The following is an 18982-nucleotide window of genomic DNA, read 5'->3' on the forward strand; positions in this document are numbered from 1 at the left end:
GAAGCGTAATCGGCCATGTATGAGTCGCCGACGACGCTGACTACATCCATTCTGCCAAATCCGCCCCCCACGAGATCAGTACGGCAAGCCGCTGACGTTCAACGCGATCTTCCACACCGACCCCGCACCGGTGATGAACAGCGTCTTGCCATCGGCACCGCCAAACGCGGCATTGGTAACATTCGCATCCACCTTGATCGTGGCGATGTGCTTGCCCTGCGGCGTGAATACGCGAATGCGCTGGTCCGTGTGCTCGGTGACGTAGACGTTGCCTTGACAGTCGACAGCCATGCCGTCCGGGATGCCCAGGCCATTGACCAGGTCGCGTCCCTTGCCGGGCTTGCCGCCGACGATAGGATACGCGCGCAGCACGCCTTTTTCGCCAACCATACCGTTCACATACAGTACGTCTCCTGCTGGCGACAGCGATACGCCGTTAGGATTGGTGAGCGTGTCGTCGACCACGGTCACCGTGCCGTCGGCCGCCACGCGGTAGACGCGCGTTTTGTCCTGCCCGCCCGGCGCGGCGTCGCGCTGGAAGGCCGGGTCGCTGAAGTACAAGGTGCCGTCGGCGGCCAGCGCCATGTCGTTCGGCGAGTTGAAGACGTTGCCGTTGTACTTGCTCACGACATCGCTGCGCTTGCCGTCCATCGTGTAGCGCGAGACGCTTTTGTATTTGTGCGTCGCCGCCAGGATGTTGCCCTGCGCGTCAACCGCCAGGCCGTTGCTGCCGCTGTCGGCGATCAGGGTGGTGACCTTGCCGCTCGAATCAAGTTTTTGAATGCGCGACGGGAAGCCCGGCCCGAAAGTGAAGTCCGAGAAATACAGCGCGTCCTTGATCCATACCGGACCTTCATACAGCCCCGGCTCGGAGCGCGTCGGGTTGGCGGCGACGATGCGCTGCGCGGTCAGCTCGCCGGACGGCGCGGTGCCGGTGCAGGCGGCCGGCGCACTGGAGGCTGAGGCGGCAAATGCGGCCGGGGTGCCAAAGGCCACCAACGCGGTGGCGACGGCGGCGGACAGAATCGATGCGAAGCTAAAGGCAGGGCGAATTTTCATGCGTTGGTTTCTTCCAGTTTGTGAACAATGACGCAATCGCGTCCGGCGTGTTTGGCGGCGTACAGGCAGCTGTCGGCGGCGGCCAGCATGGTTTCGGCGGTGCACAGCCGGTCCTTGACGAAGCTGGCCACGCCGATGCTCATTGTCACATACGGACGCATGGCGGCGGGCGCGTGCGTGACCTCCAGTGCGGCGATGCGCGCGCGGATGGTCTCTGCGACCAGCGCCGCCTGCTCCGATCCCGTGTCCGGCAGCACGGCGCCGAATTCCTCGCCGCCGTAGCGCGCGGCCAGGTCGGCCGGCCGCTGCAGCATGGCGGCGAACGCTTCCGCGACCAGGGTCAGGCAGGCGTCGCCCTGCTGGTGGCCGAAGTGGTCGTTATAGGCCTTGAACGAGTCGATATCCATCAGCAGCAGCGACAGTTGCCCGCCGTTGCGCTGGGCGCGCCGCAATTCCCGGTCGAGCGCGACGTCGAAATGGCGCCGGTTGGCGATGCCGGTCAGCCCGTCCACGTACGATTGCGCGCGCAGCGCTTCGGCCTGGCCGCGTAGCTGGCGCTCGCGCCCGACGGTGCTGCTGATGTCGCTCACCTGGATCAGGCAGAAGCGTTCCTTGCCTTCGGTGAACGGCGTCACCGACACCGACTGCTCGATGCGCTCGCCACCCCAAGTGCCGGTTGGGAACAGCGGGAAGGGCGAGCGGTTCAGCCCTGGCGACAGTTGCTGCGGCGTCTTGCTTTGCATCGCGCTGTGCACGGCCTGCTCGAGCCGCTGGCCGCGCAATTCTGGAAACACGTCGAACAGGTCGTTGCCCATCACGCGGTGCGCGGACTGGCCCGAGTGACTGGCCATCCACTGGTTCCACAAGACGATGCGCTGGCCGGCGTCGAGCACGATCAGGCCGAGGTCGGCGAGCGCCAGCGCGCGGGTGGAGAGATGCGAGTGCCCCGCAGTGGCAGGCGGGGAAGCATGAACAGTTTCAGGCATTCGAACTTTCCAGGCGGGAATGATAATGGTGTAATGATTATAAGCCGCCTGACTCGCCATGGGGACGCCGGGGATACCTTGAAGCCACAATTTCACGGCGACTCACTATCATTTTCGACTTTTCAATTAAAAAATATTTATCCCCTATGAGCGCCCCCGCAGGCGCGACAGGCGCCGCTGGAAAAGTGTCGTATGGGCGCATTTTTTGCCGATTCGGCGGCTGTGGCCGGTTGTCCGAACCTGCTATGATTGATTCGTCGCAAATGAGTGTTCGGTTTCCAACACATGGCTCAAAACCGGCGCGGCCTTGAGAATTCTCATGCTTGAGATATTCCGCTGAAGTAACCTTGCAACGTTGACTTGGGCACTGCCTGGAACGGAGGGGATCGTGGAACCGACACAAGAAAGCGTACCGGACGATGGCGCCGGCACGGCGCCGCCCGCGATGGCGGCGCCTGTCTCGCCGGCCCGCACGCGGCAAATGCTGCCGCCCAAGGGCTCGTGCTGGTATTGCGAGAAGCCGCTCGACAACGTCAAACGTTTCTGCGACAAGGAATGCGCCGACGCCTTCGACGAAGAGAAAGAATTTACGCGCTGAAGACTAGTTCTTCGCCGCCTGCAGCACCGCCAGCGCCGCCTCGAAGTCGAACTGATGCGCCGCCTCGGTCACCTCCTGAAACACCGCCACTCCCAAGCTCGCCGCGAGCACCGTCGCCGATTGCTCCAGCACATCGATGGCCGCGCCGTCGCCTTCTTCCAGCAGCCTGGCCAGATGCTGCACCAGCATGCGCGTCTCCGGCGGATGCTGGCCGCTGGACGCCGGCTCGGCCGTCGGTTGCTCGTCGGCCGCGTTCAACGCCGCGTCGATCGTGCCCATCAGGCAGCGCAGCGCGTGCTCCAGCTGCGCCAGCGGCCCCATACATAACGGCGCCGGCCCGGCGCAGGCTTGCTCCAGCGTGCCCGCCAACAGATAGACCTGCTGGGCGCCGATCATGCCGGCCGCCCCCTTGAGCGTGTGAATGATGCGTTGCGCGCCGGTGGCGTCGCCGGCCGTCAGTTCGTTGCGCGCCTGGTTGGCGCTGTCCTGGTAGCGTTGCCGGAAGCGGCGCAGGATTTGCAGGTAGAGGGCGCGGTCTCCCATCAACTGCTGCAAACCGGTTTCCACTTGCAGGATATGGCCCTCGGCGTGAACCGGTGAGGCTGGCGTGCTGGAAAGTGTCATGGGCAGGGCGTTATCGCGGATCGGTGGTTGGTCTAAGCCGTACGGAAACTGGAGTGTAGCCGTACGATAGCAGACCTTACCGGCCGCAACAACGCATGGGGTGTCCGCTCGGATGTTCAGCCGAGGGTCACTGCATGGTCGTGAACGACCAGGTGCGCGGTGCCGCCACCCCGTTCACCGTGCCGTCGAAGCTGACATCGTAGACGGTGCCGCGGCGAAGCGGCGCCAGCGGAATGATCGCCGCGCCTGCGGAAGAGGTGCGCGAATCGGTTGCGCTGCTGAGCAGAAGCGTGTTCAGCGCGCTGCCGCCGCGCGGCGCGATGGTGAAGCTGCGCACCACCACCCCGGCGCCGCCCCGGCCACTGTCGGCGTGGACGCTGACCGGGTAGCCGACCTCGTTCTGGTTCGGCACCGGATCGGGCGATTCGGTATTGCTGAAGAAGTTGGTCGGGACGTTGGTCTGGTTGCTGATCGGGTAACTCACCAGCCTGCCCGCGCCGATGCCGGCGCCCAGGCCGTTGGTTGCCGTGAGGTCGGCGGTGAAGTAGGTGTAGCCGCCGGAGACGGTGGTGGCGCCGGTGCCGACTTCTTTGAACACCGGCTCGAACATCACGAAGCGGTGATAAATCGCGGTGATCAGCTCCTCCACCTGGTAAAAGCCGGACGTGTTCGTCGTGGCGGAGATGACTTCGCCGATCGCGCGGCCGCCGACCAGGCCATAGCCGGCCGCGCTCAGGCGGTCGGTCAGGGTAACGCCGGTAAAGCCGGGCGCGCCAACGATTTGTTCGTGGGTGACGGTGTTGTTCAGGCGCAGATAGTTGGAATGTCCCAGCGCGGCCGTATCGACCTGGCTGTTACGCGACAGCACCGACAATCCCAGCTGCGCGCGCCGGTAATTGAGCCAGTTGTAGCCGTCCAAAGCGGTGTTGCCCGTCAGCGTGGGTGCGCCGGGTTCTTGCACCGGCGGAGTGGTCTGATTGTTCGATGTCGTTGGCGCGGTCTGGCTGCTGCTGCCGCCGCCTCCGCCGCCACAGCCCGCGAGCAGCGCGGCGATCAGCAGCATTGCCGCCGGCAACGGGGAGCGGGAGAGTTGCCGGTGCTTATGGTTTGCCATGTTGAAAACTCCTGTGCGTATGGGCTTTTCGCCCGGACTGGCTACAGCGATTCTAAGCCAGATTGGGCCGCCGCGGCACGCAATATGCTAGCCGGACCGGTTCGTACGGGACGGCTTGCGTAAAATGGTAAGCTAGCCCTTCAGCCAGCCATCCGCTGGCGCCGAGGGTATGCTTAACCTGGAAGTTGTCATTTGAAACCTATCAATCAAGCGCGCGTACGGCGCGCCAAGTTCGCTCTGCCCAGTATGGTGACGTTGATGTCGATCGCCTGCGGCTTCGGCAGTATCGTCATCTCGGTCGACAATGCCCTCGTCGGGTCCGCCGAGGACTACCGGCTGGCGGCCATTTTGCTGGTGCTGGCCGGCGTGTTCGACGCGCTCGACGGCTTTGTCGCGCGCGCCACCAACACCTCGTCCGAATTCGGCATGCAGCTCGACTCGATCGCCGACGTGATGAACTTCGGTTGCGCGCCGGGACTGCTGCTGTATTGCTATGGCTTCGTGCAACTGGGCGTGGACCATCCGACCCTGCTGCGGGCCGGCGGCATCGCCAGTTTCTTCTTTGTCGCCTGTGGAGCATTGCGGCTGGCGCGCTTCAATGTCAGTGTCGGCCGGACCGACCCGCGCTATTTCGTCGGCATGCCGATCACGGCCGGGGCGGCCTGCGTGGCGTCGGTGGTGGTGGCCTGGCCGGACCCGGCGGCCACCACATGGCATGCGATTCTGGTCGTGCTGCTGTTGTTTGTGGTCGGCACGCTGATGGTGTCGACCGTGCGCTTCCCGAGTTCCAAGCAGAAGAAGAGCTGGGGCGCGCTGGTGTTGTTGGTGGTGAATCTGGGCTTGCTGGCCTGGTTGCAGGCCGCGTATTTCGTGCTGTTCTTCGTGGTGTACATCGCCTTCACGCTGGCGCTGAACCTGGCCTGGAAGAAGGGCTGGAAGGGGATCGCGCCGCCGGTCGTCTATGACGACATTTGAACTCGGCACCTGACGTCTGCTCGATCCACGTAGGGCGGATTAGGCGGAACGCCGTAATCCGCCAATGCGTGAGCTGTCGAGACGCGTGCATTGGCGGATTACGCTGCGCTAATCCGCCCTACGTGTTTTAGATTTGAGCAAGATTTAGTGGCGGTAAACGTTCAGGTCACGCTACCTCATGTCCGCGCGCGGCGCGCAGGATCTCGAACCACTGGCTGCGGCTCAACGTGAACTGCGTCGCTTCGACCGCCTCCGCTACCGCCTGAATCCGCCCCGATCCGGTCAGCGGAATAGGACGGCTCGGCAACTGCATAATCCACGCAAACACCACGCTGCCGAACGGACGCCCCACTTCGTCGGCGATCTTCTGGATCACGGCGCTCACTCGCACGCCCGCCGCATCGTCCTTGCTGAACAGGCGGCCGCCGGCCAGCGGCGACCAGATCATTGGCGACACCCCCAGATCCTGCAAGCCGTCGAAAGTCTCGTCGAACATCGGCGCCACGCACAGCGGGGAGAACTCCACTTGGTTGGTGGCCAGCGCGATGCGGCGGTTCAGACTCTCGAACTGGTGGCGGCTGAAGTTGGACACGCCGAAATGCCGCACCTTGCCCTCCTGGCGCAGACGGCCGAACGCTTCGGCGATCTCGTCGAAATTCATCAGCGGATCGGGACGGTGGATCAGCAGCAGGTCCAGATGATCGGTGCCCAGCTGGCGCAGCGAGTTTTCCGCCGACGCGATGATATGGCTGGCGCTGGTGTCATAGTGCTGGATCGTGTGGTCCGGACGCGCCGCGTTGATGAGCTTGATGCCGCACTTGCTCACCAGCTGCATGCGCGCGCGCAGCGACGGTTGCAGCGCCAGCGCCTCGCCGAATACCGCTTCCACGCCGTAGCCGCCGTAAATGTCGGCGTGGTCGAAACTGGTCACGCCCATTTCCAGGCACTGCTCGATGAACGACACCCGTTGCTGCGGCGTCAGGTTCCATTCGTTCATGCGCCACATGCCGGCGACGATGCGCGACAAGGTCGGGCCACCCTTGCTGGTGACGATGGACGGGCAGGACAGGTCGGTCGGCGGAACGTAGCTCATGAGCGTGCTTTCACAGGTGGCGGGAGTGCGCAGATTATACGAGAACCCTGTATTTAAGTTACAGAGATTGCGTCGCACCGCCCCGGTTTTTTCGCCAAGCCAAATTGTGCGCCAACCATTCCACGGTATCATCGTTGCAGAAAACGCTTCCGCAGAGGAGTATGACGTGGGATTTTTGTCTTTTCTGAGGTCGAAGGCGCAGCCCGCCACACCTGCCGCTGGCGTGTCCGTCATGGCGCCGCCGTTGGAGTCGCCGCCGGAGCCGCCACCGGTGCCGGCGGCGGTCAAGCCTCCCGCCGGCGATCCGGATGCCATCGTCGTGCGCGCCGAGATCGTCGACACGCGCAGCCGCCTGCGGGGCTACCGGTTCTCGGTTCCCGTGGGCGCCAACGGGCTGCCATTGGCCGAGCCGCTGGCGATCGATACCCTGGCCGCCGCCCGCCTGCCCGAGTTCGCGCAGAACCGTCTGGCGCTGGTGCAGCTGAGCATGGATGCTGTGGCATCCCGACATTACCTGCCGCTGATCGCGCCGCACACCATATTTATGCTGGATCGCAAGGCGACCGACCTGCCGGTGACGCAGATCGCCGAGCGCATGGCCGCGCTGCGCCAGTCCGGCTGCAAGGTCGCGTTGCGCGGCGTGTCGCTGGACGCCGAAGACGTGCCGCTGCTGGCGCTGTGCGACTTGGCGATGCTGTACTTGAATGAACATGCGCTGGCGGATTTCCAGACGCTCGCCAAGCAGTTGCGCATGCGCTATCCGGACATGATGCTGGCGGTGGACGGCGTCGAGTCGTGGGACGAGCAGCGCATGTGCCTGTCGTGGGGCTGCGATTATTTCCTCGGCCACTACCTCACCACCAGCGACGAGGTCGATCCGGACGCCAAGATCGATCAAAGCCGGATGACGTCAATTGAGCTGCTGAACCTGCTGCGCACGGACGCCGAACTGCCCGCCATGATCGAGGTGGCCAAGCGCGACCCCGGCATGACGTTCCAGGTGCTGCAATGGGCCAATGCGCCGAGCAACGGCCAGACCACCAAGGTCACCAGCTTGCAGCAGGCGTTCATGGTGCTGGGGCGCAATCAGCTGTATCGCGGGTTGACGGTGTCGATGTTCCGGCTGGGCGGCGGCGCCAATCGGGAGCGCGACGCGTCGCTGCTGGAAGTGGCGCTGACGCGCGCGCGTTTCCTGGAGACGTGCAGTCCGCTGCCGTTGGCCAAGCGCGACGAATTGTTCCTGGTGGGGTTGTTGTCGCTGTTTGACGTGCTGCTGGGCGTGCCGATGGCCAATCTGGTCGGCAAGATGCATCTGTCGGACGAGATCCGCGATGTGCTGCTGGGCAGCGAGGGTGTTTACGGGCCGTATTTGATGATGGTGCTGCTGCTGGAGCGGGACAAGGTCGAGCGGGCATTGGAGATCGCGCGGACGCTGGGGATGGAGCCTGAGGGATTGGCGGAATGCGGACAAGCCGCCTTTCGATGGGCACAGGAATCGATGCGTTACACAGGAGACTCGGGAAACACGGGAAACACGTAGGGCGGATTAGGCGGCACGCCGTAATCCGCCAATGCATGCGCCGTCGAAACGCACGCAATGGCGGATTACGCTGCGCTAATCCGCCCTACGTGTCTCCACGTGTATTTGCACTTCCAGGGCCAAATCGGCTGTCTTAGTTCATCCAGAGACGGATCGAATCCCAGGCGCGGCCGAAGATCGACGCTTCTTCGACGTTTTCCAGCGCCACCACCGGCAGTTCCAGCAGCGGTTTGCCGTCCACCATCATCTTCAGCGAGCCGACGCGGGTGTTCAGCGGCAGCGGCGCGACCAGCGGGTCCTTACGCTCCAACACCGGCTTCATCTTGGCGGCGACACCCTTCGGCACCGTCACCATCACGTCGCTGGTGAAACCGATCTTGACCGCGCTTTGCGAGCCCTTCCAGATTTCCGGCGTCGCGATGGCCTGGCCCTTGGAGTACAGCTTGACCGTGTCGAAGTTCTGGAAGCCCCAGTTCAGCAGCTTCTGGCTTTCCTGCGTGCGCGTGTTGTCGGAATTGGTGCCCAGCACCACCGAGATCAGGCGGCGCTCGCTGGCGCCGTTCGGACGCCGCGCCGAGGCGATCATGCAATAGCCGGCCGCTTCGGTGTGGCCGGTCTTCATGCCGTCGACGGTCGGGTCCAGCCACAGCAGGCGGTTGCGGTTCGGCTGCGTGATCTTGTTGTAGGTGAAGCTCTTGACCGAGTCGATCTTGTAGAACTGCGGGAAGTCCAGGATCACGCGCTTGGCCAAGACCGACAGGTCTTGTGCCGTGGAGAAGTTATCCGGGCTCGGCAGGCCGTGCGGATTGGCGAAGCGGGTCGACTTCAAGCCCATGCGCTCGGCTTCCTTGTTCATCATGACGACGAAGGCCGATTCGTCGCCGGCGACCGCTTCGGCCAGCGCGACGGCGGCGTCATTGCCCGATTGAATCATCAGACCGTGCAGCAGGTCGTCGATGCTGACCGGCGTGGCCGGGTCGATGAACATCTTCGAGCTGGAAGCGTCGACCTTCCACGCCTTGGTCGAGACGTTGACCATCTGGTTCAGCGTGACCTTCTTGTCGCGCAGCGCGCCGAAGACGACATAGGCCGTCATGATCTTGGTCAGCGAGGCCGGCTCGACGCGGGCGTTGGGATCTTGCGAGGCGATCACCTGGCCGCTGGTGGCGTCCAGCAACAGCCAGGATTTGGCGGCGATGGTAGGGGGCGGCAGGGTTTGGGCCACAGCGGCGGACATCAACATCACACTGGTGGCCAGTGCCGCGATCAATTTTTTCATGGGCTAATATTCGGTGATAAGGTTAAGAAGTGCGTAAAAAAACAGCGGGGATTATAGAGCGTTAATCCGCCGCGGCGGTGTCCGTTTCAGTACCGGCAACGTCGCCGGGACGGCGCCACAGCTGGGTCACCCAGCTTTTTATGTGTTGCAACTTGCGGTGGAAGAAGTGGTCGGCGCCCGGGATGACGATCACCGGGATTTCCTGCGGACGCAGCCAGTCGAGCACGTCGATCAGCGGAATGGTGTCGTCGTTTTCGCCGTGGATCAGGATCGTGTCGGCTGGAATGTCGGCCATCTCCCATTTTTTGGCGGCGCTGCCGACCAGCACCAGGCGCTCGGCCGGCGTGCCGGCGGCGACCAGGCGCTGCGCCAGCTTCGATTGCACGAAGGTGCCGAACGAGAATCCGCCCAGCGCCACCGGCAGGCCCGGATATTTCTCGGTCATCCATGCGTGCAGGATGGCCATGTCGTCGGTCTCGCCGTGGCCGTGGTCGTGCACGCCCTCCGAGGCGCCGACGCCACGGAAGTTGATGCGCGCCACCACGTAGCCGAGGCTGGCGAAGGTGCGCGCCAGCGTGACGGCCACCTTGTTGTCCATCGTGCCGCCGTACAGCGGGTGCGGATGGGCCACCAGGGCGACGCCGACCGGCGTGTCGTTCTTCGGATAGTCGATCTGGCCTTCCATCAGGCCGGCGTTACCGGCCAGGGTGAATTTTTCGTTCTTGTTCATAGCTCTTTAGATTTTAAGACGGTCAACAATCTTGCCCTTTACCAGGTGGCTGTCGATGATTTCATCGATGTCGCTGGTGTCGACGTAGGTGTACCAGACGCCTTCGGGATAAACCACCAGCACCGGGCCTTCTTCGCAACGGTCCAGGCAGCCGGCCTGGTTGATGCGCACGCCGCCGTGGCCGTTGATGTCGAGCTGCTTGCAGCGTTTCTTGGCGTGCTTTTGGGCGGTTTCGGCGCCGTGGTCGCCGCAGCTGTTGCGGCCGTCGTCACGCTTGTTCATGCAGAAGAAGACGTGGTGTTTGAAATACGGAGTGTCGCTCATGGCTATCTCTCTCGGAAAAAGTTGTCAGCCGGCGAGGCCAATGCTTGAGGCGCTATGATACCCGCCCTTGGCCGGCGCCGGTGTTTGGGTCTCTGGGCTCCCTGGGTTCCTTGTTGAGCTTGTGCGATGGCAACCACAGGAACCAGACCGCGAAGAACGGCCACAGCAGCGACAGGAATTGTGCCGCGCCATTGAAGTTGAGGAACTTGCCCTGCACCCATGTTTGCAAAGTGGCCACGAAATACGGGTTGGCGGGGGTGGTGTTGATGATCACAAGGCTCAGCAGCAAGGTGACCGCGCCCAGCCGCCGCTGCGCCACCTGTGGCGCGAAGGTCAGGCCGGCCAGCATGATGGCGCCGATCAGGAAGCCGCCCTCGGCGCCCGGCGTCACCCAGGCGAAGGCGTTCTCCGGCGAAAACAGCAGCGCCGTCGCCAGCGCCTTGACGACGATGGCCGAGCCGATCATGGCCGCCACCAGCAGCGCGCGCGGGGCCGGCTTGCGCAGCAGGCATAGCAAGGTGAGCGCCGCGCCCACCATGCCGCAGGCGGTGATGATGGTCTCCGACAGCCAGTATTGTTCGACCGTCAGCACCATGTCCGGGCGCACGTAGCTGGCCAGGTCGATCTCCATGTCGAGCAGCTGCGACAGCCAGTCCGACAGGATCGGCAGCAGCTGGCCCAGGCCGAACAGGAAGCTTTGCGGATAGATCTGCGCCAGCGGCCACAGCGCCAGCAGCACCAGGCCCTGGCTGGCGTGCGGCGCGAACCAGGCGCGCCGCAGCCGTTGCAGCGGGCTTTCGTCGAGCAGGCGGCGCACCGTCAGCACGCCGATCAGCGCGCCGACCGCGCAGCCGGCGGCGTTGGTGTAGAAGTCCAGGTTGGACGAGACGCGGCTGGGCAGGTAGGTTTGCACCGCTTCCATCGTGCCGGACACCAGCAGCCCGCACACGGCGGCCAGCAGGAAGGCAAAGATGCCGCGGATGCGCGGGTACAGCGAGTAGACGATCAGCGCCCCCAAAGGCACGTAGCCGACCACGTTGATGATGGCGTCGAACTTGGTCCAGTAGCGCGGCATGCTCGAGGTTTCGAGGAAGATCAGCGGCGACAGGCCCTGGTTTTGCCAGCCGGAGAACGGGAACCAGCTGGCGTAGATGATCAGCAGCAGATAAGCCAGCAGCGCCGCGCGCGACAGCGGCGAGCCTTTGCGGACGTGCGCCGGAGCTGGCGGCGCCGATGCTGCCGGTTGTGTCATTGCCCCTGCGGCGGCAGCGCCGCCAGCCACACCAGCACGTCGGCGGCCAGCGCGTCGGAAGCGTCGGCCAGGGCGCGCGCGCCGCCGGCGGCGTCCGCGCTCGGCGCCGGGGCGCTGCGGGTGAAGGTCTTCTGGTCCACCAGGCGGTGGCTGCGGAACACCGAGGCGCGCAGGCTGATATTGCCGCTGCTTTGCGTGGCCGTCTCGAAGTTCTGGGCGAAGTCGTCGACCTCCAGCCGCAGCAGGTTGACGCTGGCGGCGGAGTCGGTGGTCGACAGCACCTTCACGCCGGCCTGCGCGATGCGCGCCTTCATGCGCTGCGTGACCAGCTGCAGCGGGGTGCTGGTCCACTGGTTGTAGGCGTAGGGGCGCGACTGGCGCGCGTCGGCGTACAGCAGGCGGTAATGCATGCGCTCCGTATCGAGCGACGCCGGGCCGGTGGCGTCCGCGACGATGATGGCGCCGATGCCGTTCGCGCCTGCCGTCTGGGGTGGCGGCGGCAGCGGGCCGAAGTCGTAGTTGGAATTGGTTGGGCCTTTGCTGGCGCAGGCGCTGAGCAAAACGGCGGCGATGAGGGCGGCGCTGATGGTGGCGCGAGCGCGCAGGGTCGTGGTCATCGGTGATCCTTATTTGGTCGGAGCGGTAAAGCCTTCTTCGCCCGGGCCGGGCGGGGTGCCGGGGGCGCCGAAGATCAGGCTTTGCGGACGATCGTTAATCTTGTTCATGGTCTTGCGCAGCGCGCGCATCGACGAGCGGGTGTCGTCGGCCAGCGAGTTCACTTGCGGCAGCGTGTCCAGTTCCAGGCCGCCGGCCACCGATTCGACCGACAGGCCAATGCGGTCGACGGTGCCGCTCACGCGCGCGATCGGGCCGTCCGGCGCTTGCAGGCCGGTGGTCAGGCGATTGACGTCGGTCGCCAGCGCGTTGACGGAGACCAGCGTCTTTTGCACTTCGTTGGCCAGCGCCGGCAGCTTGACGATCGTCGGTTCCAGCTTGGCCGGCAGGTCGCGGTATTTGTTGGCGGTCTCGCTGACGTCAGCGAACGCCGCCAGCATGATCTTCTGGTTCTCGGGGCTGAGCAGGGTGTTGAGGCGTTTGGTCACTTCCTCGGTCTGCGACAGGATCTCCTTGCCGCGTTTTTCCACCTGGTCCAGGAAGCCCTGGCGCAGCGGGATGACGGCCGGCGCCTCGTTGCTGGTGGCCAGCAGCGGCGAACCGGTTTGCTCGTCGTCGAGCTGGATGAAGGCGATGCCGGTCACGCCCTGGTAGCCCAGGGTGGCGTAGGTGGTCTTGGTGATCGGCGCGTCGGTGTTGATGTTGAGGGTGACGAGGATCTGGCCGGCCATCCTGGGATTGAAGGCGATGCCGCCAACCTTGCCTACTTCCAGGCCGCGGTAGCGCACCGGCGCCTGCGGATTCAGTCCCGGCACCGATTGCGTGGTGGCGATCACGTACGGCGCCCGCTCGACGCGGTCGCGGTTGAACCAGATGCCGAACAGGATCGCCGCGATCAGTAGCGTGATCGTGAAAAAGCCGGTGGTGAGTGCGTGTGATCTGTTTTCCATCAGTGATCCTTGTTGGTTTTTTCGTCCAGCGTTTTTTCGTCCAGCGCCTCCAGTGCGCGGCGTCCCCGGTCGCCCAGGAAGAACTCCTTGATGAACGGGTGGTCGACCTTCAGCACATCCTGCAGCGGGCCAAGGGCGATCACGTGTTTTTCCGCCAGTACGGCGATGCGCGTCGACAGCGCGAACAGCGTATCCAGATCGTGCGTGACCATGACGACCGTCAGCCCCAGCTCCCGGTGCAGCGATTTAATCAGGGATACAAACGCTTCCGACAGGTCGGGATCGAGGCCGGCGGTCGGCTCGTCGAGGAACAGCAGCTTCGGCTCCAGCGCCAGCGCGCGCGCCAGGGCCACGCGCTTGACCATGCCGCCGGACAGGTCGGACGGCATCTTGACCGCGTGCTCCGGTCCCAGGCCGACCATATTCATTTTCAGCAGCACGGCGTCGCGCACCAGGTCTTCCGGCAGCACCTGCAACTCGCGCATCGGCTGGGCGATGTTCTCGAACACCGTCAGCGCCGAATACAGCGCGCCTTGCTGGAACAGCATACCCCAATGGTTGCGCAGCTGCTGGAGCTGCGCCGGACCGATCTCGCTGATGTCTTCGCCGAACACGCGCACGCAGCCGCGCGCGGGACGTTCGAGGCCCAGCATCTGGCGCAGCAGGGTGGTCTTGCCGGTGCCGGAACCGCCGACGATCGACATGATCTCGCCCTGCTCGATCTCCAGGTTCAAGTCCTGGTGCACGACGGTGCGGCCGTATTTGGTCCACAGGCCGGTGATGTCGACGATCGGCACGCTGCCGTCGAGCGTCAGCTCACCGGTGCCTGCGCCCGGACCGCAGGCTTTTTCGGGGACGAGTGCAAGATCGGCCATCAGAACCCCACGCCGTTGAACAGGATGGCGAACACCGCGTCAGCCAGGATGACGACGGTGATGGCGGTGACCACCGAGGTGGTGGTGCCGCGTCCCAGGCTTTCCGTATTCGGCTTGATGCGCAGCCCGAAGTGGCACGATACCAGTGCGATCAGCATGCCGAACACCACGCCCTTGCCAAGGCCGATCATGTAGTTCGCCAGCGGCACCGCGTCCGGCAGCTTGGAGATGAAGTACTGCGGCGACAGGCCCAGTTCCACCTGCGCCGACAGCATGCCGCCGATCAGCGCCATCGAATCGGTCCAGATCACCAGCAGCGGCATCGAGATCGCCAGTGCCAGCACTTTCGGCATCACCAGGCGGAAGCCGTGCGAGATGCCCATCACCAGCATGGCGTCCAGTTCCTCGGTGACCCGCATCACGCCCAGTTGCGCGGTGATCGAGGAGCCCGAGCGGCCGGCGACGAGGATCGCCGCCAGCAGCGGTCCCAGTTCGCGGATGACGCTCATGCCGAGCAGGTTGACCAGGTAGATGTCGCCGCCGAAGGCGCGCAGCTGCTGCGCGGAGAGGAACGACAGCACCACGCCGATCAGGAATCCGACCAGCGCCGTGATGCCCAGCGCCTGGAAGCCGGCGTGGAAGATGTTGGCCGAGATTTCCTTCCACGGACCGCGTTGCGGCGCGCGGACGAAGCGCCACAGGTCCAGCGTCAGTTGGCCGATCAGCGCGATGAAGCCGGCCATGTGCTCGAAGAACAGCAGCATCGCGAAGCCGAGCTTCATCACCCACGTCAGGCGCGCCTGGCGTGGACGCGGCAGTTCGAGCTTGCCGGTGGTTTCGAGCCGGTTGAAGAATTCTTCCTGCCCGGGCGCCAGGTGCAGGTCGGGCGGGCGGGTTTTGCCCCAGGCGTTCCAGAACAGCTGGGCGCCGATATGGTCCATGCTGTCGATCGCCGACAGGTCCCAGCGGACTTTGTCGGCCTTGAGGGATTTCAGCAGCCCGGTGATGGTGGCCATCGCCTTGCCCTGCGCCAGAGCGTGCACTTGCCAGGTGCCGCCCGCCGCGACCGACGGGCCGTTGGCGGCACCAGGATTGAGGGTGAGGGTAGGCTCTTGGGCTGTAGGCATTACGTCAGTTTAAGGGAGTTTGGCCGGGTCCGCCATAGGTGTTCGCGGCGGCGGTGTGCTGCCGCCCTCTGGCATCAAGCGGCCAGCCTGCGCGCCTGCCGTTTGGGCGCCGGCGTCTCGGCCGGTTTCGGCTTGGCGCCGGCGTAATCGCTGGCCAGCAGCGCGTCGGCGTCGGCCTTGTCCATCCCGCGCTCCTGCAAATAGCGCGACACCATGGCCACCAGCCGTTCCAGCGCGATGCGGTGGGTGGCGTCGGTGTTCGCGTACAGCCAGTCCGAGAAGGCCATGAAGTGTTCGAACGCCGAATCCCCCAGCAGCACCGGCAGCGTATTGCCGAAGCGGCCGGAGTTGGCCACCAGGTCCCAGTAGCGGGCGAAGCGCACCAGCCGCTGCATGGTCGGGAAGTCGATATCGCGGTTGGCCAGGATGGTGTAGGGCGCATAGGGTTCGAACACCAGCCCGAATTCCTGCGTATGGCGGATGATCGGCGTGCCGCGCAGGCGTTTGAGGATGCCGAACTGGATCTCGTGCGGATCGAGCGCCCACAGCTTGTTGAAGCCTTCGGCGAAGCTCTCCACCGTCTCGCCGGGCAGGCCGGCGATCAGGTCGACGTGCATGTGGGCGTTGGAGTGGTCGGTCAGCCAGCGGATATTGTCGGCGGCCTTCTGGTTGTCCTGCTTGCGGCTGACCAGCGTCTGCACCGCCGGATTGAAGCTCTGAATGCCGATCTCGAACTGCAGCGCGCCGGGCGGGAACTTGCTGATGCCCTCTTTCAGTGCGTCGGGCAGGTGGTCCGGCACCAGCTCGAAGTGGGCGTAGACCGGATCGTCCGGGTTGGCCTCCAGCTTATCGAGGAAGAACTGCATGATCTTCAGGCTGGTCTTGATATTCAGGTTGAAGGTGCGGTCGACGAACTTGAACAGCCGCGCGCCGCGCGCGTGCAGCGATTCCATTTCCGCCAGGAAGCTCTCCAGCGCGAACGGCCAGGCCGTCTTGTCCAGCGCCGACAGGCAGAATTCGCACTTGAACGGGCAGCCGCGTGAGGCTTCCACGTAGATCGTGCGGTTTTTGATGTCGTCGTCTGTATAGAGGGAGTAGGGCAGCTTGATCTCGGCCATCGGCGGCTGCACGCCGGCGTGCACCTTCATCAGCGGTTTCGGGCCGTTGAGGATCTCGCCGCACAGCTTGGGGAAGGAGACGTCGCCCCAGCCGGTGATCAGGTAGTCGGAAAGCTTGACGATTTCCTGCTCGTTCGACTCGTAGGACACTTCAGGCCCGCCCAGCACCACCATCACGTGCGGCGCCACGCGCTTGAGCATGGCGATAACTTTGGTCGATTCCTCGACGTTCCATATATAGATACCGAAACCTACGATCTTCGGCGCGTGCGCCAGGATGCGTTCGACGATCTCGGTGGTCTTGGCGCCGATGACGAATTCCTGCAAGCGCGTTTGCTCCTGCAACTCTCCCATATTCGCTAATAGATAGCGCAATCCCAGCGAGGCGTGGGTATAGCGGGCGTTGAGGGTGGTGAGCAGGATGGACATGACGCACTTTGGATCGGTAAAAGCGACATTTTACGCTGTCGCTCTTGTCAGCAGTCGAACCCTTTGTTATAGTTCGCCTCCCCGCAAAACGGCGACGCAGAACAAGGTGTTGCAGAGTGAAGCGGGGCAAAAAATAGAGTTGACGAGATAAACGAAACAGTTCATAATCTTGCCTCTTCGCTGATGAACACAACGCTTCTTCAGCAGGCAGTACCAAGCAGTACCAAACAAGTTCTTTAAAAATTAACAGTCGATAAGTGTGGACGTTTGATGAAAGTGCACGCGGAACCTCGGTTCCGCGATACTTAAAATATCAAATGTTCACAAGAAGTAATGAAATAGGCGCTACGAAAGTAGTGGCCTGTCAGTATTTTGAGTGAGCGACCTCTTAGCAATAAGAGTGCCGGTAAAACGGCAAAAGTAACAGAGATTAAACTGAAGAGTTTGATCCTGGCTCAGATTGAACGCTGGCGGCATGCCTTACACATGCAAGTCGAACGGCAGCGCGGGGCAACCTGGCGGCGAGTGGCGAACGGGTGAGTAATATATCGGAACGTACCCTGGAGTGGGGGATAACGTAGCGAAAGTTACGCTAATACCGCATACGATCTAAGGATGAAAGTGGGGGATCGCAAGACCTCATGCTCCTGGAGCGGCCGATATCTGATTAGCTAGTTGGTAGGGTAAAAGCCTACCAAGGCATCGATCAGTAGCTGGTCTGAGAGGACGACCAGCCACACTGGAACTGAGACACGGTCCAGACTCCTACGGGAGGCAGCAGTGGGGAATTTTGGACAATGGGCGCAAGCCTGATCCAGCAATGCCGCGTGAGTGAAGAAGGCCTTCGGGTTGTAAAGCTCTTTTGTCAGGGAAGAAACGGACCTTTCTAATACAGGGGTCTAATGACGGTACCTGAAGAATAAGCACCGGCTAACTACGTGCCAGCAGCCGCGGTAATACGTAGGGTGCAAGCGTTAATCGGAATTACTGGGCGTAAAGCGTGCGCAGGCGGTTTTGTAAGTCTGTTGTGAAATCCCCGGGCTCAACCTGGGAATGGCAATGGAGACTGCAAGGCTAGAGTTTGGCAGAGGGGGGTAGAATTCCACGTGTAGCAGTGAAATGCGTAGATATGTGGAGGAACACCGATGGCGAAGGCAGCCCCCTGGGTCAAAACTGACGCTCATGCACGAAAGCGTGGGGAGCAAACAGGATTAGATACCCTGGTAGTCCACGCCCTAAACGATGTCTACTAGTTGTCGGGTCTTAATTGACTTGGTAACGCAGCTAACGCGTGAAGTAGACCGCCTGGGGAGTACGGTCGCAAGATTAAAACTCAAAGGAATTGACGGGGACCCGCACAAGCGGTGGATGATGTGGATTAATTCGATGCAACGCGAAAAACCTTACCTACCCTTGACATGGATGGAATCCCGGAGAGATTTGGGAGTGCTCGAAAGAGAACCATCACACAGGTGCTGCATGGCTGTCGTCAGCTCGTGTCGTGAGATGTTGGGTTAAGTCCCGCAACGAGCGCAACCCTTGTCATTAGTTGCTACGAAAGGGCACTCTAATGAGACTGCCGGTGACAAACCGGAGGAAGGTGGGGATGACGTCAAGTCCTCATGGCCCTTATGGGTAGGGCTTCACACGTCATACAATGGTACATACAGAGCGCCGCCAACCCGCGAGGGGGAGCTAATCGCAGAAAGTGTATCGTAGTCCGGATTGTAGTCTGCAACTCGACTGCATGAAGTTGGAATCGCTAGTAATCGCGGATCAGCATGTCGCGGTGAATACGTTCCCGGGTCTTGTACACACCGCCCGTCACACCATGGGAGCGGGTTTTACCAGAAGTAGGTAGCTTAACCGCAAGGAGGGCGCTTACCACGGTAGGATTCGTGACTGGGGTGAAGTCGTAACAAGGTAGCCGTATCGGAAGGTGCGGCTGGATCACCTCCTTTCTAGAGTGGCACTGAATCAGCAATGATTCGCCATCAAGCGTTCACACTTATCGACTGTCAATATAAAGAACAGCATTTGGGGCTGTAGCTCAGCTGGTTAGAGCACCGTGTTGATAACGCGGGGGTCGTTGGTTCGAGTCCAACCAGCCCTACCAGTCTTACCCAATGGGGGATTAGCTCAGCTGGGAGAGCACCTGCTTTGCAAGCAGGGGGTCGTCGGTTCGATCCCGTCATCCTCCACCAAAAAGTTCAAATGCAAGCAACGCGAATGCGTATGTTTATGTTTGATCTTTTAGAGATCAAGTGCTGTACGTTCTTTAACAATCTGGAAGA

Annotated in this window: 17 protein-coding genes, 2 tRNA genes and 1 rRNA gene; 6 read left to right on the forward strand and 14 right to left on the reverse strand. The window is 62.8% G+C overall.

All coding sequences use genetic code 11. The features are described from left to right. Positions 1 to 75 precede the first annotated feature (75 nt). The gene (locus AC0IYS_RS02420; RefSeq protein ID WP_471703681.1) at positions 76 to 1059 is read right to left on the reverse strand and encodes an SMP-30/gluconolactonase/LRE family protein; all 984 of its coding nucleotides are present in this window, start codon (positions 1057 to 1059) and stop codon (positions 76 to 78) included. After that, the gene (locus AC0IYS_RS02425) at positions 1056 to 2045 is read right to left on the reverse strand and encodes a diguanylate cyclase domain-containing protein (RefSeq protein WP_471703682.1); all 990 of its coding nucleotides are present in this window, start codon (positions 2043 to 2045) and stop codon (positions 1056 to 1058) included. The genes AC0IYS_RS02420 and AC0IYS_RS02425 overlap by 4 nt, the downstream gene beginning before the upstream one ends. Before the next feature lie 388 nt (positions 2046 to 2433). On the opposite strand from AC0IYS_RS02425, the gene AC0IYS_RS02430 reads away from it, so the two are divergent. Continuing rightward, positions 2434 to 2643, forward strand: a complete 210-nt coding sequence (locus AC0IYS_RS02430) for a hypothetical protein (protein WP_471703683.1) — start codon at positions 2434 to 2436, stop codon at positions 2641 to 2643. 3 nt (positions 2644 to 2646) lie between these two features. Here the strand turns inward: AC0IYS_RS02430 and AC0IYS_RS02435 are convergent, their stop codons facing one another. Then, entirely contained in the window at positions 2647 to 3267 is a 621-nt protein-coding gene (locus AC0IYS_RS02435; protein WP_471703684.1) for an Hpt domain-containing protein, read from the reverse strand. A gap of 127 nt (positions 3268 to 3394) precedes the next feature. Continuing rightward, positions 3395 to 4381: a CAP domain-containing protein gene (locus AC0IYS_RS02440; RefSeq protein ID WP_471703685.1), complete on the reverse strand. Its 987-nt coding sequence runs from the start codon at positions 4379 to 4381 to the stop codon at positions 3395 to 3397. A 192-nt stretch (positions 4382 to 4573) separates the two neighbouring features. On the opposite strand from AC0IYS_RS02440, the gene pssA reads away from it, so the two are divergent. Beyond that, a complete protein-coding gene (pssA, locus tag AC0IYS_RS02445) occupies positions 4574 to 5356 on the forward strand; it encodes a CDP-diacylglycerol--serine O-phosphatidyltransferase (protein WP_471703686.1) in 783 nt (260 codons plus the stop codon). Between the two features lie 166 nt (positions 5357 to 5522). Here the strand turns inward: pssA and AC0IYS_RS02450 are convergent, their stop codons facing one another. Further along, positions 5523 to 6449: an aldo/keto reductase gene (locus tag AC0IYS_RS02450; protein ID WP_471703687.1), complete on the reverse strand. Its 927-nt coding sequence runs from the start codon at positions 6447 to 6449 to the stop codon at positions 5523 to 5525. 232 nt (positions 6450 to 6681) lie between these two features. Between AC0IYS_RS02450 and AC0IYS_RS02455 the strand changes: the two genes are divergently transcribed. Continuing rightward, a complete protein-coding gene (locus tag AC0IYS_RS02455; RefSeq protein ID WP_471703688.1) occupies positions 6682 to 7989 on the forward strand; it encodes an EAL and HDOD domain-containing protein in 1308 nt (435 codons plus the stop codon). Between the two features lie 133 nt (positions 7990 to 8122). On the opposite strand, the gene AC0IYS_RS02460 is transcribed toward AC0IYS_RS02455, so the two are convergent. The 9 genes from AC0IYS_RS02460 to AC0IYS_RS02500 all read right to left on the reverse strand — a co-directional run bounded on the left by AC0IYS_RS02460 (position 8123) and on the right by AC0IYS_RS02500 (position 16688). After that, positions 8123 to 9268, reverse strand: coding sequence for a D-alanyl-D-alanine carboxypeptidase family protein (locus tag AC0IYS_RS02460; RefSeq protein ID WP_471703689.1), 1146 nt, complete (start codon positions 9266 to 9268; stop codon positions 8123 to 8125). Between the two features lie 61 nt (positions 9269 to 9329). Continuing rightward, the gene (locus AC0IYS_RS02465) at positions 9330 to 9998 is read right to left on the reverse strand and encodes an alpha/beta hydrolase (protein ID WP_471703690.1); all 669 of its coding nucleotides are present in this window, start codon (positions 9996 to 9998) and stop codon (positions 9330 to 9332) included. 6 nt (positions 9999 to 10004) lie between these two features. Beyond that, positions 10005 to 10322, reverse strand: a complete 318-nt coding sequence (locus AC0IYS_RS02470) for a (2Fe-2S) ferredoxin domain-containing protein (protein WP_471703691.1) — start codon at positions 10320 to 10322, stop codon at positions 10005 to 10007. A gap of 52 nt (positions 10323 to 10374) precedes the next feature. Next, on the reverse strand, positions 10375 to 11574 hold the full coding sequence (locus tag AC0IYS_RS02475) for a VanZ family protein (protein ID WP_471703692.1): 1200 nt from the start codon (positions 11572 to 11574) through the stop codon (positions 10375 to 10377). Continuing rightward, entirely contained in the window at positions 11571 to 12191 is a 621-nt protein-coding gene (locus tag AC0IYS_RS02480; protein WP_471703693.1) for an ABC-type transport auxiliary lipoprotein family protein, read from the reverse strand. The genes AC0IYS_RS02475 and AC0IYS_RS02480 overlap by 4 nt, the downstream gene beginning before the upstream one ends. A 9-nt stretch (positions 12192 to 12200) precedes the next feature. Next, positions 12201 to 13139 (reverse strand): MlaD family protein, encoded by a 939-nt coding sequence (locus tag AC0IYS_RS02485; protein ID WP_471703694.1) that lies wholly within the window; start codon positions 13137 to 13139, stop codon positions 12201 to 12203. Beyond that, positions 13139 to 14014, reverse strand: a complete 876-nt coding sequence (locus AC0IYS_RS02490) for an ABC transporter ATP-binding protein (RefSeq protein WP_471703695.1) — start codon at positions 14012 to 14014, stop codon at positions 13139 to 13141. The genes AC0IYS_RS02485 and AC0IYS_RS02490 overlap by 1 nt, the downstream gene beginning before the upstream one ends. Beyond that, positions 14014 to 15141: an MlaE family ABC transporter permease gene (locus AC0IYS_RS02495; protein WP_471703696.1), complete on the reverse strand. Its 1128-nt coding sequence runs from the start codon at positions 15139 to 15141 to the stop codon at positions 14014 to 14016. Before AC0IYS_RS02495 ends, AC0IYS_RS02490 begins: the two co-directional genes overlap by 1 nt. 74 nt (positions 15142 to 15215) lie before the next feature. Further along, a complete protein-coding gene (locus tag AC0IYS_RS02500; RefSeq protein ID WP_471703697.1) occupies positions 15216 to 16688 on the reverse strand; it encodes a B12-binding domain-containing radical SAM protein in 1473 nt (490 codons plus the stop codon). 432 nt (positions 16689 to 17120) lie between these two features. Here AC0IYS_RS02500 and AC0IYS_RS02505 point away from each other — a divergent pair. From AC0IYS_RS02505 to AC0IYS_RS02515, 3 genes are all read left to right on the forward strand, one after another. Continuing rightward, positions 17121 to 18649 (forward strand): 16S ribosomal RNA (locus AC0IYS_RS02505). Between the two features lie 78 nt (positions 18650 to 18727). Beyond that, a tRNA-Ile gene (locus tag AC0IYS_RS02510) sits at positions 18728 to 18804 on the forward strand. Positions 18805 to 18816: 12 nt separating this feature from the next. After that, positions 18817 to 18892 (forward strand) — tRNA-Ala (locus AC0IYS_RS02515). Positions 18893 to 18982 lie beyond the last annotated feature (90 nt).

It is taken from the genome of Duganella sp. AC237 (assembly GCF_979254035.1).

Bases quoted from the DNA above. Each gene is read 5' to 3' on its own strand.
- AC0IYS_RS02440 (WP_471703685.1), bottom strand. From the start codon at position 4,381: ATGGCAAACCATAAGCACCGGCAACTCTCCCGCTCCCCGTTGCCGGCG.
- AC0IYS_RS02435 (WP_471703684.1), bottom strand. From the start codon at position 3,267: ATGACACTTTCCAGCACGCCAGCCTCACCGGTTCACGCCGAGGGCCAT.
- AC0IYS_RS02455 (WP_471703688.1), top strand. From the start codon at position 6,682: ATGGCGCCGCCGTTGGAGTCGCCGCCGGAGCCGCCACCGGTGCCGGCG.
- AC0IYS_RS02475 (WP_471703692.1), bottom strand. From the start codon at position 11,574: ATGACACAACCGGCAGCATCGGCGCCGCCAGCTCCGGCGCACGTCCGC.
- AC0IYS_RS02460 (WP_471703689.1), bottom strand. From the start codon at position 9,268: ATGAAAAAATTGATCGCGGCACTGGCCACCAGTGTGATGTTGATGTCC.
- AC0IYS_RS02420 (WP_471703681.1), bottom strand. From the start codon at position 1,059: ATGAAAATTCGCCCTGCCTTTAGCTTCGCATCGATTCTGTCCGCCGCC.
- AC0IYS_RS02450 (WP_471703687.1), bottom strand. From the start codon at position 6,449: ATGAGCTACGTTCCGCCGACCGACCTGTCCTGCCCGTCCATCGTCACC.
- AC0IYS_RS02500 (WP_471703697.1), bottom strand. From the start codon at position 16,688: ATGTCCATCCTGCTCACCACCCTCAACGCCCGCTATACCCACGCCTCG.
- AC0IYS_RS02490 (WP_471703695.1), bottom strand. From the start codon at position 14,014: ATGGCCGATCTTGCACTCGTCCCCGAAAAAGCCTGCGGTCCGGGCGCA.
- AC0IYS_RS02465 (WP_471703690.1), bottom strand. From the start codon at position 9,998: ATGAACAAGAACGAAAAATTCACCCTGGCCGGTAACGCCGGCCTGATG.
- AC0IYS_RS02470 (WP_471703691.1), bottom strand. From the start codon at position 10,322: ATGAGCGACACTCCGTATTTCAAACACCACGTCTTCTTCTGCATGAAC.
- AC0IYS_RS02425 (WP_471703682.1), bottom strand. From the start codon at position 2,045: ATGCCTGAAACTGTTCATGCTTCCCCGCCTGCCACTGCGGGGCACTCG.
- AC0IYS_RS02495 (WP_471703696.1), bottom strand. From the start codon at position 15,141: ATGCCTACAGCCCAAGAGCCTACCCTCACCCTCAATCCTGGTGCCGCC.
- AC0IYS_RS02480 (WP_471703693.1), bottom strand. From the start codon at position 12,191: ATGACCACGACCCTGCGCGCTCGCGCCACCATCAGCGCCGCCCTCATC.
- AC0IYS_RS02485 (WP_471703694.1), bottom strand. From the start codon at position 13,139: ATGGAAAACAGATCACACGCACTCACCACCGGCTTTTTCACGATCACG.